This is a genomic window from Petroclostridium xylanilyticum, assembly GCF_002252565.1.
Taxonomy (GTDB): Bacteria; Bacillota; Clostridia; order SK-Y3; family SK-Y3; genus Petroclostridium; species Petroclostridium xylanilyticum.
Window position 1 is genome coordinate 145291 of record NZ_NPML01000013.1, and the last position, 16811, is coordinate 162101.

Sequence of the window (16811 nt, forward strand, 5' to 3'; positions counted from 1 at the left end):
TGCAAACTGCGCGAATTTCATAGATAACTTCCTTGATTTATTTCTAATTTTAAAGTGTGTTATCTATATAATTAACCAACTTTAAAACTAAAAATTGTTGTATTACCACAAATACTAATAAAAATGTGCTTGATTTGTATTCAATTCTCAATTTGTTACCAGTTCCCTTACCTTTCCATTCCATCGGTACCGGATAACTGTCACAAAATCTGCATTATTAGGCCGTACCAGCTCACAGATGGATAGAGAAGGGACCGTATCGTAATCTCCCCATAAAATCTGGGAGTTTATTATAAAGTTGAGCTTCAACTCCTCCAATAGCCTAAACATATCTCTGATATTATTTTCATCTACCCCGGCAAAAGCTTCATCGAGGGAAATGATTCTTGGACAATCTTTCCGTGCCCCTTCATACCGGGCATACACAGAAGAAAACAAGGGTACATACATTGCCATTGCTTTCTCGCCACCACTAAATTTATCAAAAGCGTTATTGGTAAGTTCTTTCTTATTTTCGCCGGTCTTTCGGAAGAACAAGCGGAACTCAAACCACTTTCTGTAATCCAGTATATCCTTCATAATCGCATGGAAGGTCTGAGTGGTCCCGGTATCCTCCAGCTCTTTTTTGGCCTGGGCAATTTTAGAACGGAAATGGGATGACAGCTTGTTAAAATCTTCTTCCCTCAGCAGGTTTGCATCAGACTTCAAAATATCCACCAATTCCTTGGTATCCAGCTGTTCTTCAGTTTCTGCAACCCTGCTTTTCCACATCAAACTAAAAGACAAGCCACTGGAGGTATTCATAGACTCCATCAGATCGTTCATCTTTTTTACCCACTGTTCAGCATGATAGATTTTTGCCCTTATCTTCTTACTAATGGTATGGGCTAATATATCTTCAAACAACTGGCGGTCACTTTCTTTAAATAATCTCTCATTTTCTTCAATGGAATCTTCAAGAAATTCGATTAATGTATAAAAGTTTACCTCTCTTCCCTGAATTTTTGCAGTAAGCTCCAGTCTTTTTTGTGCATTAAAGATCTTTCTTATTCTTTCGTCCTCTTCCTGGGGCAGTTCATCAAATATATATTCAGTAATAAGGTTATATTCAGTCATATACTGACGGGTCTCGTGATATTTCTCCTGTAAGGCAGTTGCATAATCTTCCCTGGACCTGCCCTCTTTTTCTTCACCTTTAAGCTCATTATATATTTTTCTTGCGACATTATCCATATCGTTTTCCAATTCTGGCTTTGCAACATATCCCAGGTGATACTCTTGTTTAAATCCTTCCCGGTGGACATCATATATTTTTTCAACAATTAAAACTTCTTCTTTCAGCCTGTTTAGTCTTTCCGACGTTGTCCCGTATTTTTCCCTGTATATTGCTGCATTATTGATTTCTTTTTCAATTCTCTGGGGAATAGTTTTCAGGCCCTCGATACATTCTTCTATCTCTTTTCTAATTTCTTCGTAATTTGTCTGTTTTAGCAGTTCCCTGTAATTATCAATTATCTTAACATTTTCAGTGATATCTCTGCCAATCCTAGTTAAATCATATAACAGGTTGTCAATGTCCTGTAAAATATCTTCAACCTGTTCCTGGATAGTTTGTATCTGCCTCACCAACTGGAGCAGTTTGGTATGTCTGGTTTCCAGATCCCTCAGCATATCTTTATATGCATCGGCATCTTCCTGAGCCTGCTCGTAAGCCTCAACGTTCAGGGGAATTTCCATTCTGAACGTTATTTCCCTGACATGCTCACGGATTTGTTTTAAAAGGCTGTAGCTTTTTTCTGCGTATCTCTCTTTTGCTTCTACTTCCTTTTGCGTGCTTTCCAGTTTTAACCTTGCTGCATATACAAATCCAAAAGCTGTTTCCAGGTCCTTCTTGTCCGGAAATCTTTTAAATTCTGTTTGCAGCGCTTCCAATTTATTTTCCAGTTCTTTAATCTTTTCTTCTTGTCCACAAATTCTGGCTTTAATCTCTTCAATCTCAATCTCAATCTTTCTTATAATTTCCTCCCGGTAGCTTTTACGAGCCTGAGACCCGATAAATCTGGCACAAGTGGCAGCACTTACCTTTCCTTTCAACACCCCAATACCATACTCACCTTTTTCACTAATATAGGTTAATGCTTCCTGCTGGTCCAGCATAATACTCTTTAAGACATTATCAATATCTTCATAGGTTAATTCACCCTCTATCAATTGCTCCGGTTTTAAAAGGGAAGATAATTCATGCCTGAAATACTGCGGTTCAGGGAAAATATACCTGTCCGCCATTCCCTCATCCACTTGCAGCACCTGTTTTTGATACTTTTTAGGAACAATAAGGGCGTCCAGGAGACCCATATCCATTAAAGCTTCTTCCAGCCTGCCTTTTAATTCTTCAGAAAGCCCCGGCTGAAAATCCACGGCTTTGTACAGGGGCAAAAAAGGAATTCCTTGCTGTATCATCTTCTCTCTGTTTAGTACCACTTTACTTTCCCTTGCCGGTTCAGGATCTTTCTTACTTTTCCACTCTGCCAATTCTACCTGTTTGCTTTTTAATTCTTCTTCATATCCGGTTTTTAGCGATTCCAGCTTAATCTTCTCAGCCCTTACATTACTTTCAAGGAAATGATATTCTTTGCGTACTTCACTCAGAATATCGTCGTAGCCTGTATTTTGCCCGTATCCCCTCACCAGCCTGGCTACACCAATTACTGAGGGCTCAGATAGTTTCAATTGTGTATTGCTCCTATTCCATTGATATACCTGTTCTATAAACTCTTCTTTTGCTTCTTCAAATAAAGTCCCGGCTTTGTCCAATTCCTTGACGGCGTTGTCCCTTTCATTTTTTGCATGGTCTAATTCCTGCAGCGCCTTATCATACTCCTGCGTCTGCCTTTTTTCCTCCTCCAATGCCTTTTTTCCTTTTGAAATTTTTTCGCGGTAACGTTTAATCTCGTTATTCAAATAAGAAAAGTTATATTGCCTGGATAAATCCTTACACATTTCATCCCGTGCAAAAGCATGTTCATGGAAATAAAAATCATCGGCAAGGGAATCCATTTCCTCCAGCAGCTGCATGATATCCTGCTGCAGCTGTTCCCGCTCACTTTCAATACCGTTCAAATTATTTTGCAGTTGAATCTGTCTCTTTTTCTTGCCTTCAAGATTATTTTGTTTTTCCTTTTCCTGCTGCTGCAATTGTTGCAGCAATTGTTCCCTTTTATCCAGTTCCTGCTTTGCCCTGAAGCTGTCGTGCTGCTCAAGCTCTCTCTTTTTATGCTCTAGGACTTTTTGGGTAGTCCTTAACTGTTCCAAATTACTGTCGGCCTGCTCATATGCACGGCGGTATTCTTCCCCGGCTTTTTCCAACTGCTGTACTTCCTGTCTTGTTTTGTCCAACTGCTGCCTCGCTTCCAGCAGATTTTTAGCCTTTTCCAAAAGTACAAAACGGTTATATTTATCGTATTCATTTTTCAACCGGTCGGCTGCTTTTTTACTTTCCTTTAAAACTTCCAATTGACTTTTAATATTATCCATATTTTCGATTGCTTCTGACATGGGACGTAAATCTTCATCGGATAAAGGCTGGAGAGAGTTGTTCATGATGTCATAGATAACCGTGGGCTTAAAATCCTTGGATAACTTGGGCGTCCTTAAGTGCACCAGCAGCTTGATTAATTCATCATAATCCTCAATGTTTTCAAAACCAAATAACAGCTTGTTGACCATTCCCATATAATCGGCCTGGCTTTCATGGAATTCTCCACCCTCACCAATCCTATTTTTCAGTTCTGTTTTACTTAAAGGTACTTTTTCTCCAACATCCTTATACAGGAAAAAGTTTTTTCCAATTCTTCTTCCATCGGTAATGGCAAATCCCCAAAAATCCATACTTTTACCCCTTTTGGCACGCAACCCCATGCCAATGGTCAGATAGATGCCTGTTTTCTGTTTGACAAGCTCCATATACAGATAACCGGTCCTTTCATCTTCTCCCAGGTCATCTTCTCCCAACAAATAATTCTCCAGCTTACGCGCCCTGGAACCAAAAGGGTCCAGCCGTTCCGGGCTCTTATTGCCATCCAGCAACAACGGAATAAAACTTTGCATGGTAACTGACTTTCCGGAACCGTTCGCTCCCCTGAGCAACAGCCTGCCATCACAAAAGTGAAATTCTTCTTCATCGTAATACCAAAAGTTGATCAAACCTATTCTATTAATAAGCCATCGGTCATTCAATATATTTACCCTCCCAATTATAGAATTATTTATTCTCCATTAAAATTATCCGGATATTTTCCAATCATCTTTCCCACCAAAGGCATTAACGTTATCTCTTTTTGACTGTCCTGTACTTCCAGCATGTTGAAACTTTTCATATAGGCTGTTACCTCTTCGCACAATTTGGACAATTTCATTTCCCTGTATTCCTTGCTCCAACCACTGATGTACCGTTCACGGCATAGCTCTATCAAACTCTCAAACCTCGCCGTTGACAGCGTAATGGTGTCATTTTCATTTTTTGTTAGTTCGCCTTTTGATAGCAGCTCTACAATGATGCTATTTAACTGTAAGACAATATCAGATATATTCTTACTATCGGGAAATACATCCTTAAAAAAATGCTTGCTTTCATCCAGCACGATAAACGCTCCATTTTTGTGAATATGAAGCTGGCTGTCCAAAATATCCTCCACATCTTTTTGCAGTATGTTTCTATAAGTCTTTATGTACAGATAATCCTGGTCTTCCACACCTTCGGAGTATACGGCAGGGGACATGAAAAGCCTCCTGTATACCCGGTTCCTTCTGACTCTTCCCCTATCCCTATCTACGTCCAGCCATTCTCCCTGTTCCATATCCCTCCACGAAGTATAGTTTAATATATTTCCTGTAAAGTTCCGCACAAAATACCTTGATAACCCGGTGTTTTCATAAAGTACTTCAGTTTCCAGGGTATTTGAAAAGCTTTGTTCATCCCCGTCATCCAGCTTAATCAAATTTATTTCTGCTGCAAAACGCAGCACTTTTACCAGATGTCTTCTATGTTTATAAAGGGTCCAATCTACTTTTTCTTCTCCCGGAAAGGTAGCTTCAATAAATTCTGTTACCTGTGAAAGTACAAATTGCTCTTCCGGACCTTTATCTTCAAGAAACATCAATAAAAGACATAGAAATGCATATTCCATCGGATCATCAAATCCTGTAATTCCCATCCAAGGTTCCGCCTTTCCCGGAAGTTTCTCCAGCTTAATGAGATAAGGCGTTATAATAAGCTGATAGCCCAACTTATCTTCCAGAAAACTTTTAAACTTCGGCGAAGCGTCTTTTACTGCATAATACAATTCTTTATCCTCTTCTTTTACAATCCAAAACCGTTCAAGGAGTTGTTCCAATTCTTTCATAAACTCACCCTTCCCCACCTACTTTACCGAATTCAATAATATATGCAGGCATCTCTAAATTGCCGTCTTCGCACTGCAATATACATCTTTCACCTTTTTTAGGCAAGATAAGCTTAAAAATTCTCCCATCTTCGGTTTTTGCTGTATGATAAGGCGAAGCAATTGCTTTTCCAACCCATTTTAGCAGGGTGGTTCTTACATGTGATTGTATTTTGGGAAGCTTTGAGAACTCTATATGAGACTGATCAATATAGCTGGCCATAACCTCTTGCTCTTTTTCTCTTGTCCAAATATACTGTTCTAAAAGTTTTTGCTTCCTTTCGGTTTTATCTACAATGGGATTACGGCTGCTTTTTTCCCTGTAATTTCTCACCCTTGGTTTTACTTCAATGACAAACGGCTCTTCATCAAACACTCCGCTATTAATACTATCCGTCTGCCTGGTAATATCTCCCTTAATATGACGTGTGTTGAATATACCGAAGGCAAGGGAAGATAGTTTATGGGCTTCGTCCATATCTTTGCAAGCCAGGAACATTTCACACAATTTTTTATACTCTTCTTTTCTATTGGCAGCACTATTCCTGCTTTCTACAATTTGAGAAGCAAAACGTGTAATTTTTCTAATAATTTCATTGGTTATCTCAAACAGTTTAACCACTTCGCTTTCACTGGTGCCTGTCCCTAAAAACCAGTTGCGAAAGTTTATCCATCTGCCCTGAATATTTTCATATAGGTCATCCTGTGGTATTTCCATATCGATTCTTGGAATGGATTTTTCGTATTCCAAAACTTTGGACAAAACCTTTTTTACTGTATCATCCTGCAAATTTTTAAGCATTTCTTCAATGGTATAGGATGTTTTTTGAAGTTCCTTCACAAATTCTCTGAGATATTCAATAATAGCATCCTTGTAAGCGATAAATTCCCTGGTTTTCATTAATTCTTCTGCTTTTAGACTATGAAAACTTCTAATATAATCCTGGTAGTTTTGGTTCAACCTCTTAAAATCGGTGTTTAAATCCCTCCACCAAGCTCCCACTATTTTTACATCTGCATTCACCATGCTGTTCAATTTCATAATCTCATCTTTAATTCGCTCAAATAATGTGGGTTCCAGGGAAGCACCTTCTACAAACAAATTTTCAAGCTTAATGGTCATTCTTTCGATTTCTACCGAGTATTCCGAAAGCTGATAACGGAATTGCTTGTTTTTAAACTCTTCCACTGTAGCCGCTTTAGATGTATCCTGCACCGGAATCAGGTTTCCCCATTCCACCAACACATCCAGATCCTGTTTGCACTGGTCTATGGTATATTCTTTAAATATTTCATGCTTTTTTAATTCCTCATAGACCTCTTCCTTGTACATCCAGTACTTGATTTTCTCATATTGAAGATAGAAGAATCTCAAGATCGGTCGATACCGCCATGAATTTTCAGCAGCAAGATATTTTGTTTCTGTAATAGGCTTTGTAAGCTTAGTATTTATTTCCATGCGATCCCCTTCATACCTTTCAGATGTTCATCCTATTTCTTGTCATAGATTATACCATTTTGTCAAAATAATATTCAACGGAACATTATCACTTTACAGTAAAATTTATATGAAAATAGTGGGGAGTGGACAGTGGGGAGTAAAACCGAAACCACTAAAAAAGTCCGTTTTAGCAGGAAGAAGGGATGCGACTTGGGGACGGTTCGTCTGTCGAATGTGCTTTTCATGCGACCGAGGAACCGTCCCCATGTCGAAGCCCCGAGCAATCAAGCATATTTTCATGGGTAATACCCATGGCCTTCTTTTATTGTTTAAACGACAAAAACACTTGGGATATTAAGTTTCTATATGGTCAATTTGTTCAAATCATTTATATCAGCTGCCCGTTCGTCTCCTACCAGACCAACAAGCGCATATACCTTTGAAATTGGGTCATATTTATATTCTTTGATCAGCCTGAAATTTTCAATTTCTCCTGCATTTCTCACATGAATCCTGGGACCGGTACAGTGGTACTCTTCACCATTTCCTATACGGATGTGATTATCATCCAGGTAACATATGTCTACTTCGTTGTCTATATACTCTTTTACTCTTCTTTCTATTTCAGCGATATCAATATCAGGTTTATGGGGGAATTCCAGTACAAATCCGTGCTTTACGTCGCTATGAACCTGAGGATGCTTGAACCCAAATTCTTGTTCCAGCACCTTGCAGGTTAGATCTTCAGCAGTATGTGCCATTTTCCTGTATTTAATAGATTTAAATACAACATTTGCAATATCCTGCGGGAGAGGCCCAAATATATTAGGCCTTGTTACAATTACTTCTTCTCCTATCCCAATAAGGATCTCTGCATTTAATCCCAAAAAGGGATATATAAGGTCAAAGTGCTCAATGATAACCCTTTTATCCTGATCAATCGCATTTTTCACTGCATCCACCAGTTCATACATCTGTATAAAGGCTGACTCGAACCTTACATCCAGGTGGTAAGTGTGACTGTAAAAAAAACCTTTATCAATGTTTTTTAAGAGGGGCAATGGACGTACATTAACACCTTCATCATCGTTGGTAAGCTCAAGACCGGGAAACATCCCCTTAATAAGCAGTGACTTCCCTGCTCCTGCATCTCCGATAAAACCAATCAATTTGTCCAAAGGGCTTAAATGCCGTTGTGCAAGCTGATGTCCTAAATTTAAAAGCCTTTTTTTACCCCTGGGGGCGAAATATACGGCATACATTAAGGCTTCGTGTACCAGGGATACTGCCATGTGATCACTCCATTCTATAGCTCAAACTCTAAATTTAACAACGGTGCATGCTGCTGCGCCCCATATACATCCGTTTCACCCAGTTCTCCTGAAGCAATAGGTCTCTCGATGGTTGCCTTGATTGCTTTTGCTGGTTTGAACTCTATCACATTAATTACCTTTTCTGCTGGAATCTGATATAATTTTGCGATAAGTTCTTTATTAATCACTTTTGCATTGCAAAATTCGTCAAAGCTTTCCCAATCCTTGAAGATAATATCAAAGGTCAATTCATAAGGTCCGGAATTTTTGCTTCTTATTACTTGTGCTACATCTATCAATTTAATCTTCAAAGCCAATCCTCCCTCCCGCTATTTCTATATCAATAGGAAACCATTGATTGGGGTCATTAACTTCCATTAGATGGTATAAATTAAAGGTGTATACTTCACCGGCTTTAAAGTCCGACGGCGAATATGGGAAAGCCAGGTTACCTGCAGTGGACACTCTTCCTTCATAACCATAATGAAGCATGGTGGACCGGGCAAAACTGCATATAGTATTTGCGGTAGCCTGATCTTCTGCTACAGCTTCAATAATGATGCCCAGTTCATGACCGTTTATCTCCTCCTGGGGTTCCAGTGGTCCCATTACTCCATTTTTTCCATACACCTTAAAATCCAGGAAATATTTCATTTCTGCATCTTTAAAATTGTCTTCCACTCTTTCACGAACGCCTTTGATGATCTCATCTATTTGAGATATCATGATAGGGTCACGTGTCCCGGCAATCGATATGGTTCGATATCCTATTTTTTTTGCTCCTTCCAGCTTTATAGTATACTTTTCAGAAGGAATAAATTTACTTCCGGATACTTTAACCACTCTATCCGTTTCCTGCTCGAACTTTGTTTCTGTTAAATCCAATACTCCTCCCGGCCCCGGAAGAATGTATGGATTTGTCTTTTCATACAGGGTATGTGCCGCAACCGACAAAGTAGTACATTTTCTAACAGGGTTTAATGGTTCTACTTTAAAGTAATCTTTTCCAAGATATCCTATCATGCAGTCACTGCCGCTGCCTGGTGTAGCAGCTATACTTGCACATTCCAATATTTTTCCCATATGTATGGCAAGACCTCTATCATAACCTTTCTGAACTGCCAAAGCTGCAAAAACTGCAGGGTCATAAGCTCTCCCGGCCACAATTACCTGTACTTCCTGCTCCAGCGCTTTAATAAATGGTTCCATGCCCATCTGTCCTACAATCCTCACTGTTTGTTCCAACTCTTCTCTCGTTAATTCAGGCGCCGGATAAAGCGGAGTAATTCTTCCTTTTTCCAATTCGCTTAGAGCTAATTCCTTTTCAATTTCTGCATGGATGATTGCCATCTTAAACTGCAATCCCTTTTCCCATGCGATTTCCTTAATGATACTTACATTCCAATTTAAGTGAGGTTCTCCTCCGCTTCCTCCAGCACTGCCTATAATTACCGGAATTCCTTCCTCCATAGCTGCTGTAAGCATTATTTCCAAATCTCTTTTTACTGCATTCCTATCGGTAAAAGACAAACCTGCTCCCAGGTAATAGGGACCTGGATCAGTAGACCCGGCATCCACTGCAATCACATGAGGATGTCTCTTCATCCCTTCTTCAAAGGATTTTATTGGAAATCCGTAACCCAGTATGGCTGTTGGTGATAACACACGTAATTCTTCCATTTAAAGTCCTCCCACTTTTTGAATTGATAATTGTCATTTCTCTGTCCACTCATCACTGTTCTCTGATATTTATCAATCGTCAAACATAAATTATCAATTCTCAATTGTCAATTATCAATTATTTCTTGCCCGTCTTAGGGCTAATATTCTCTGCATTTCATTATATACAATCATAAAGCCTTCATCCACACCCATCCCCGGTTTTGCAAGCATCTGGTCCGGTTGGGTTGCCATGGCAATGTGTACGCATATCTGGGCTGAACGATCGGTTTCATTGCAGGTTCCACCTTGATATGCTCCAATCCCCCTCTCTTTGCAATATAGCACGGCTTCAATGATATTGTTGATTCCTCCAAGGTCTGGAGTTTTAATTTGAATCATGTGCCCCGCCCTGTTATCGGCAAAATATTTGATATCCTCCAGGGTATTGCACCATTCGTCTGCAACAATCTGTATGTTGATATTATTTTCATTCACCCTGTGTGTTAGTTCCTTCAGAGCAAACATCTGTCCTTCCCTTTCTTCCATATCTATAGGACCCTCTATTCTCAATTGCAAGGGGTGGGCAGCTTTTTCAAGCTGCCTGAAATATTCTATCATCCTGTGATAATCATTGCCAAAAGCCAATCCGATCGTACCATAAACGTCAATATGTAATACAGGCTGATAGCCTTCATCGGGTTTAAGAGCTTCCACCCTTTCTCTTAACCATTCTACGTATTGTAAAAGCAATTCACCTTTTTCACCTAACTTCGTCTTTACGTTATTAATGAGACCGTGAGGCAATACGTCTGCCCTTTTTATAATCATTTTATCTACATTGGTATGCCGCTCATCCCCTGACTGGGTAAAAATAGGGATCTCACGGTCAGAGACTGTCGTACCGTATTCTTCAGCAATAACTTCAGCCATAAGTATTTTTTTACTTTTGGCTACTGCATCCAATATTGCCTGTGTAATACCGTAGCGCAGTGCTGTATGAATTCTTTTACCCGTATCAGGATTAATGAAGGCATCAATTTCCTCTGCCAGTGCTTTAAAGCTTTGAAGTTCTCTACCTTTTAATACAGGCACAATATGCTTTTGTATTACAGGAATAAAGTCCTGTGCAAGAAATAACGGATCCCGTCCTCCTGCACCCGAATACTGCACAGCTGCACAATCACCGTGGGCAACCTGTCCATCTTCCAAAATAATCATTACTGAGATAGATTCTCCCGCCTGCCTTACTGCAGAAAATCCTTCGGTAACAGGCTCTCCTTTATAAGTAGCACCATCCGGCACTGCATTTTTCTTAATAGCCCTCTGGTCATCAAAGAAAAATCCCGTTCTGCCTTTCGAACAAACTACATCAATAATCTTCACTTTATGCCTCCCCTAACTATTCATAGCATTGTTGGTTCTTATATTCCTTCGGTTTTTTATTACTATCTCGGCCTTCCTACCAGTCTCCCCTTCCCTATCGCATATATATCGTCAATTACCATCTGGAAGCTTACATTCCTTTTTTCATAACGGGCTCTTTCTTCAATTTTTTCTCTATGAAAATCAATGATTTCTTTACTGAAGGGTAAATTTCCACAATCCAGCAATCGAACTGCACCATAATTATCCCGTGCCGGAAGTATCTCTCCTGCATTATATTTACTGGGGGCAAATGGTACATCTATCACCCCTGCTTCAAAAGACCTTATAGCACCTACTGCTGCGTCCCCTTCACCTAATTCAAAAATCTTATCTACAATGCTGCGGGTTTCTGCAATAATGATATTCATTTCGTTTTCCAGTTCGTGAGTTAGGGGCATCCTTTGATCGGCAAGCATGGTAACCAGTTGTTTAGTAGCCTTTAATCCTTCAGCATTCGCTTCTTTCGTAGGTACTCCCATTGCTTCGTGAGGCGTCTTTACGATTACTTTTGTTGCTCCTGCCAATGCTGCAACTGCTGCTCCCCAGGAAATAACTCCAAAAGCTTTGGCTTCATCCTGCGGAAATCCCCCCATCCACTGATGCAGTACTGTAGTAACTACTATATCAGTATAACCATATTTTTTAAGATATTCCTCAGTCAACAGTTCCAGAGTACGTATTGCTGCGACATCTTGAAGTAGATTCCCGCATTGGCCGTAGCCAACCGTAATATTTTTTACACCTTGCTCGGCAGCCAGCAGGCTTTCTATTATAGCTACAGAGTGAGAGATACAGGGAGGTACCAATGTGCCGGTCAGCGGTCCAAAGGGTTCGCGGTTAATGCAAACACCTGCCTCTTCATATATCCCTATAAGTCTGTCAACATACTGCCAGTCATAGATAGTCTTTTCCAGAGAAACATTCTTCGCATAGGGTATATTATAGGATATCCCTCCCCCTTCAAATGCAGTAAACCCCCCTGCTATTGTAATTTCTGCCAGCAATCGTGCATCAGGAGTTCCATGGCGGACCTGCACAGGGGTATTTACCGCTTCATTTACTTTCCTGCACAATTCTACTCCATGATTTACTGCAGGAAAACCATTAAGTAAAGACCTTCCCGCATTTTTACTTTCTATAATGCCATTTTCAGCTTCCTGGTACCTGTTTTGTCTGGTATAGCTGTCAATAGTAGTAGGAAGCAAGTCTGCTTCCCCCTGTTGCTCCAGGTAATGTAGCAATTGTATATGCTCATTCACCAAGGCAACCCCTGCCCTGGGCTGGATAAGCGTATCACCTTTTTGCTTTGCTTTTTTCAATTGATTTGAAAATACTTTTTTAGCCGGTATACTTTTATGATAATTTACCGCATCATCAAAATTTACATCCTTACCGGTAGGCCACTGCTGCAGTACTTCCCGCTGTATCTGTTTAAAGATATTTTCGTCTAGTTTTTTATTTTTAAGCTCCATAATATCAACTCCTATCATAATAGTTCACAGTTAACAGTTCACTGTTCACAGATTTTAATACCGATTTTATTTTCTGTGACCTGTGAACCATGAACTATAAACTAACTTAGATATAAAATGTATCGCCCAGCTTAAGTCTTAATCCCAATTATAAAACTTGTAACTCCTTTTTCATTATTCTAATTGCCACCTCGGGGTAATTCTCACTTAACAGCCCCATTGCAGCTAAAATATATCTTTTGTCTATTAGAAATTCTGCGCTTTGCGGTTTTAAAATCGATGGATGAGTACTTTCAAACATTGCTTCTTTCAATATTCCTGTTGGATTTTTACTATTAATGACAGGACCGCCTGTCCCGATTATTTTCTTTATCCCCGTCAAATCCTTGCCTGTTTGTAAATAGGTAACACCGAAAGGTGTGTAGCTGGTCTCAATTTTACCTGCATGTCTTTCTACGGCAAATTTAACCGCCACTGAGGTCAGTCCGTAATCAACAAGGCTTAATTTTTCATCTTGTTCAGGCAGTATTTCCGGTTGTTCAGATATTTTATTAACATACCTCATAATTTCTTCTGCAGGTAATCCGGATCTCTTCCCCACCAGCTCAATTCCTGCAGCTTCAATTAGTGCAGATGCGCTGTACCGTACTCCAAGATCACCTTCCACAGTTCTTTTCGCAAAAGGTTCAGGTAATCCCTTCACAATCACCCCCGCGCGTGCCGGTTCTCCACCGGCAATAGAATGCACATCGGTTGTGGCGCCTCCTACGTCTATCACCATTAATTCACCTATTCCTTTTTCATTGCCGCAACCAGCAGCCAGGCGGTGAGCAGCATTTAGAACTGCCGAGGGAGTAGGCATTAAGATGCCGTCAATCAAGCTCTGCACTTTTGTAAGACCTTTGGCCTGTATGATTCTCCGGAGGAATATTTCCCTGATAGCTGCCCTGGCAGGCTCAATATTTAACACGTTGAATTCAGGCATAACGTTCTCACATATTCTAACCTCTTTATCCGATTGCTTTAACAGATCTCCTACCTGTTCTGCTACAGATTTATTTCCTGCCACTACTACCGGAAAATTACCCTCAATCTGCGAAAGCATTTTAGCATTATGCAAAATAACATTTTTGTTACCCCCATCAGTTCCTCCTGTCAAAAGGAGAATATCCGGCTTTAGCTTATGTATTTCTTCAGCCTCCTTAGTACTTAGTTCATAAGAGTAGACCTTCATCACCCTGGCGCCCGCACTCAATGCTGCCCTCTTAGCTGCCTCAGCAGTCAGGTCGGGAACCAACCCCACTGCAACCATTTTTAACCCTCCGGCAGCGCTACTGCAAGCAAATTTAGCAGTATAGTCTGTTCCTCCAATTTGAGAATGTAAAACCTCAACTGCATTTTTGAGGCCTTCATTGATATCTGTGGTAACAGTTGTGAAAGCCTTTGCTGTACCCAGGATAGATTCACTATTCAAATCTACTGCAGTAACTTTTGTATAAGTACTTCCAAAATCTATTAGCAGAACTGCCTGCATTTATCCGTCAACTCCCAGGTCCTTTTTTAAGTCAGCTATGGTCACTTCCGGAGGAGTGCCCGGGGGATATACCCGTTGAAAACCCATTTCTTTAAATTTTTTCTCTACTTCTTCAAAAGGAGTTTTACCTACTACAAGGTTACCCCCTACATAGAGCGGTATATTTTCCAAACCGGCTTCATCACATTTTTCTCTCAAACCACGGCAGTCCATCTCTCCATGCCCATATAAAGAAGAAACTAAAATAGCATCAGCAGCAGTTTCTATCGCTGCTTTAATGTACTCCTCCTGAGATACCATCACACCCAGGTTGACTACTTTAAAGCCTGCCTGTTTGAAAGCATACTCCAATATTTTATTCCCTATCGCATGAACATCGGCACCGATTACACCCATCACCAGTGTTTTTTGGCTCATCATTAACACCACCTTATGTCTACACTCAATACAATGCCTAGTACCTACTTTTATTATGATATCCTTTTATTGTTATTTCAATAGATTGAAAAAATATACTTAAATTCTGCTATGCAGTTATACCTGTATACATGATATTAAAAAATTATTGCTTCTTTTATAATTTATTTTTGATATGGCTATAATACAAATGCGGCTTTCTCGGAAAAGGATGATAGTATAATAGAAAGTAGGAGTTTTTGACATGAGATTTATAAAAAATCTTTTTCGCATAAATGAAATAAGTAATACAACTAAACAAAATATACAAAAAGCGAATAAAAATCATAAAGGACTTCTAAAAGAGTGTCTTCAGGAAAATATTAAGATAGTAAAGGAAACTTTGGGAGAAAGCTCTGACATTGTCATCCGGGAATTTCACGCCGGTGAAGGTGGTAAATTCCATCTAGGGGTAATGTATACCGATGGTTTGGCCGATAAAAAACTTGTTCAAGACTTTATTTTAGAAGCCTTGATGCTGGATTTAAGAAAAATTGATATTGATTCCAGTGTACTTTTAAAGAAAAATTCCTTTGAAATATTAAAGGATTTGGTTCTTCCCGTAGGTGAAATGAAGGAGATCTCAGATTTTGACAATTTCTTTACCCATTTATTGTCCGGTAATACAGTGATCTTAATGGATGGGTATGGGAAAGGGCTTGTAGTCAATTCCAGGGGATGGGAAGAACGTGGTGTTCAGGAACCAAGCTCCCAGACGGTTGTAAGGGGACCGAAGGACGGATTTACAGAGACATTACGGATCAATACGGCTCTTATCCGTCGAAGGATAAAGGACCCAAACCTCTGGATAGAGACAAAACCCATTGGCAGAAGGACAAAAACCGATGTAGCAGTGGTGTATATCAAGGAAGTTGCCAATGATAAGATTGTTGAAGAGGTTCACAAGCGCCTTGATAATATTGATATTGATGGAATATTGGAAAGTGGCTACATCGAGGAACTCATTCAAGATGAAACCTTCACCCCTTTTCCTACTATGATTAACACAGAAAGACCCGATATTGTGGCAGCAGGGTTAAGTGTTAAATATCCTAACTCCCCTGGAAGAAATTCCGGCGAATAACATACACTCTGCCCTGGAAGTATCTGAGAAAGCCTGGGCGCCCACCCATGCTGTCGCCTTAGATGAATTGATAAGTGATATCATTACTGAAGGGAGAAATCCGGTCCTGACAGGGGTTATCTTAAAAGGTGACCCTGAGATAGGGATGGATATCGGAAATATTGAAAAGGTGGATGTGCCTGCTGTTATACAAATCGGACATCTTGCAGCTTTTAAGAAGGATAAATTGGTAGGGTGGCTGAATGAAACCGAAAGCAGAGGATATAATTCTATCATGGGAAATGTAAAGAGCAGCGTGGTAACCATCCCCTGTGAAGGAGGCGGGAATGTAGCCATAGAAATACTAAGAACAAAAGTAAAGGTAACGGGCAAGGTGGAAGGCAGAAAGCCATGGATCGATATCGATTACAAGATTGAAGGTAATGTAGGAGATGTAGAATGTAATATCGATTTAACCAAGACCGAAACCATTGCCAAAATAGAACAAACTTTGGAAAAGGAAATTAAAGGATTCATGACAGCGGCTGTAAAAAAGGCCCAGAAGGATTTAAAGAGCGATATTTTCGGATTCGGGGAAGAGATTCACAAGGCGGACCCTGAAGCATGGAAAGAATTAAAGCATAACTGGAGTGAAGAATTTGTGGACCTGCCGGTCCATATAAAGGTTATCGCAAAAATCAAAGGCCTGGGTACTATTACGGAAGCCTTCCAGGGAAAAACAAAGGAGTAGATGGATTTGAAGGCTGTTTTAGGGATTCTTATCGTAACTGCAGGGATTATCCTTCTGGAAGCCCCTTATCTGTTGGAAAGGAAGCTAAAAAAAGAATTATGTGTATTTTCTATCTTGCTTATCTTTGGGGCAACTATAAGCATTCTAATGGCTTTGGGAATACAACTGCCTAATCCGCAGGATATGATCACGGTGGTTTACAAACCCTTGGGAGATTGGATCTTTGGCATTCTACAATAAAAAAAGGTGGTGC

Annotated in this window: 13 protein-coding genes; 3 read left to right on the forward strand and 10 right to left on the reverse strand. The window is 39.9% G+C overall.

Annotation, left to right across the window (positions count from 1 at the left end):
- Positions 1-147 precede the first annotated feature (147 nt).
- The 10 genes from CIB29_RS08405 to glmS all read right to left on the reverse strand — a co-directional run bounded on the left by CIB29_RS08405 (position 148) and on the right by glmS (position 14705).
- Positions 148-4236, reverse strand: coding sequence for a TIGR02680 family protein (locus tag CIB29_RS08405; protein WP_157910252.1), 4089 nt, complete (start codon positions 4234-4236; stop codon positions 148-150).
- Positions 4237-4265: 29 nt separating this feature from the next.
- Positions 4266-5402 carry a TIGR02678 family protein gene (locus tag CIB29_RS08410; protein WP_094548680.1) on the reverse strand — a complete coding sequence of 379 codons (1137 nt, stop codon included), beginning with the start codon at positions 5400-5402 and terminating at the stop codon, positions 4266-4268.
- A 4-nt stretch (positions 5403-5406) separates the two neighbouring features.
- Positions 5407-6900, reverse strand: a complete 1494-nt coding sequence (locus tag CIB29_RS08415; protein ID WP_094548682.1) for a TIGR02677 family protein — start codon at positions 6898-6900, stop codon at positions 5407-5409.
- Positions 6901-7244: 344 nt separating this feature from the next.
- Positions 7245-8174 (reverse strand): lantibiotic ABC transporter, encoded by a 930-nt coding sequence (locus tag CIB29_RS08420; RefSeq protein ID WP_094548684.1) that lies wholly within the window; start codon positions 8172-8174, stop codon positions 7245-7247.
- 14 nt (positions 8175-8188) lie between these two features.
- Positions 8189-8506: a DUF4387 domain-containing protein gene (locus CIB29_RS08425; protein WP_341444399.1), complete on the reverse strand. Its 318-nt coding sequence runs from the start codon at positions 8504-8506 to the stop codon at positions 8189-8191.
- Entirely contained in the window at positions 8496-9875 is a 1380-nt protein-coding gene (locus CIB29_RS08430; protein ID WP_094548688.1) for an acyclic terpene utilization AtuA family protein, read from the reverse strand. Before CIB29_RS08430 ends, CIB29_RS08425 begins: the two co-directional genes overlap by 11 nt.
- A gap of 114 nt (positions 9876-9989) precedes the next feature.
- Positions 9990-11240: a methylaspartate ammonia-lyase gene (locus CIB29_RS08435; RefSeq protein ID WP_094548690.1), complete on the reverse strand. Its 1251-nt coding sequence runs from the start codon at positions 11238-11240 to the stop codon at positions 9990-9992.
- A 62-nt stretch (positions 11241-11302) separates the two neighbouring features.
- The gene (locus tag CIB29_RS08440; RefSeq protein WP_094548692.1) at positions 11303-12754 is read right to left on the reverse strand and encodes a methylaspartate mutase subunit E; all 1452 of its coding nucleotides are present in this window, start codon (positions 12752-12754) and stop codon (positions 11303-11305) included.
- A gap of 148 nt (positions 12755-12902) precedes the next feature.
- The gene (gene glmL / locus CIB29_RS08445) at positions 12903-14288 is read right to left on the reverse strand and encodes a methylaspartate mutase accessory protein GlmL (protein ID WP_094548694.1); all 1386 of its coding nucleotides are present in this window, start codon (positions 14286-14288) and stop codon (positions 12903-12905) included.
- A complete protein-coding gene (glmS, locus tag CIB29_RS08450) occupies positions 14289-14705 on the reverse strand; it encodes a methylaspartate mutase subunit S (RefSeq protein WP_094548696.1) in 417 nt (138 codons plus the stop codon). It abuts the gene before it with no gap.
- A 244-nt stretch (positions 14706-14949) separates the two neighbouring features.
- Between glmS and CIB29_RS08455 the strand changes: the two genes are divergently transcribed.
- Genes CIB29_RS08455 through CIB29_RS08465 form a run of 3 tightly spaced genes read left to right on the forward strand, consistent with a single transcriptional unit; the run spans position 14950 to position 16798 of the window.
- Entirely contained in the window at positions 14950-15828 is an 879-nt protein-coding gene (locus CIB29_RS08455; protein WP_094548698.1) for a spore germination protein, read from the forward strand.
- Positions 15785-16558: a Ger(x)C family spore germination protein gene (locus CIB29_RS08460; RefSeq protein WP_094548700.1), complete on the forward strand. Its 774-nt coding sequence runs from the start codon at positions 15785-15787 to the stop codon at positions 16556-16558. Before CIB29_RS08455 ends, CIB29_RS08460 begins: the two co-directional genes overlap by 44 nt.
- A 6-nt stretch (positions 16559-16564) precedes the next feature.
- Positions 16565-16798: a hypothetical protein gene (locus CIB29_RS08465; protein ID WP_094549177.1), complete on the forward strand. Its 234-nt coding sequence runs from the start codon at positions 16565-16567 to the stop codon at positions 16796-16798.
- The last annotated feature ends 13 nt before the right edge of the window (positions 16799-16811 follow it).

Excerpts from the sequence above, each read along its gene's own strand:
- CIB29_RS08410 (WP_094548680.1), bottom strand. The coding sequence starts at position 5,402 with ATGAAAGAATTGGAACAACTCCTTGAACGGTTTTGGATTGTAAAAGAA.
- CIB29_RS08415 (WP_094548682.1), bottom strand. The coding sequence starts at position 6,900 with ATGGAAATAAATACTAAGCTTACAAAGCCTATTACAGAAACAAAATAT.
- CIB29_RS08420 (WP_094548684.1), bottom strand. The coding sequence starts at position 8,174 with ATGGCAGTATCCCTGGTACACGAAGCCTTAATGTATGCCGTATATTTC.
- CIB29_RS08430 (WP_094548688.1), bottom strand. The coding sequence starts at position 9,875 with ATGGAAGAATTACGTGTGTTATCACCAACAGCCATACTGGGTTACGGA.
- CIB29_RS08440 (WP_094548692.1), bottom strand. The coding sequence starts at position 12,754 with ATGGAGCTTAAAAATAAAAAACTAGACGAAAATATCTTTAAACAGATA.
- glmL (WP_094548694.1), bottom strand. The coding sequence starts at position 14,288 with ATGCAGGCAGTTCTGCTAATAGATTTTGGAAGTACTTATACAAAAGTT.
- glmS (WP_094548696.1), bottom strand. The coding sequence starts at position 14,705 with ATGAGCCAAAAAACACTGGTGATGGGTGTAATCGGTGCCGATGTTCAT.
- CIB29_RS08455 (WP_094548698.1), top strand. The coding sequence starts at position 14,950 with ATGAGATTTATAAAAAATCTTTTTCGCATAAATGAAATAAGTAATACA.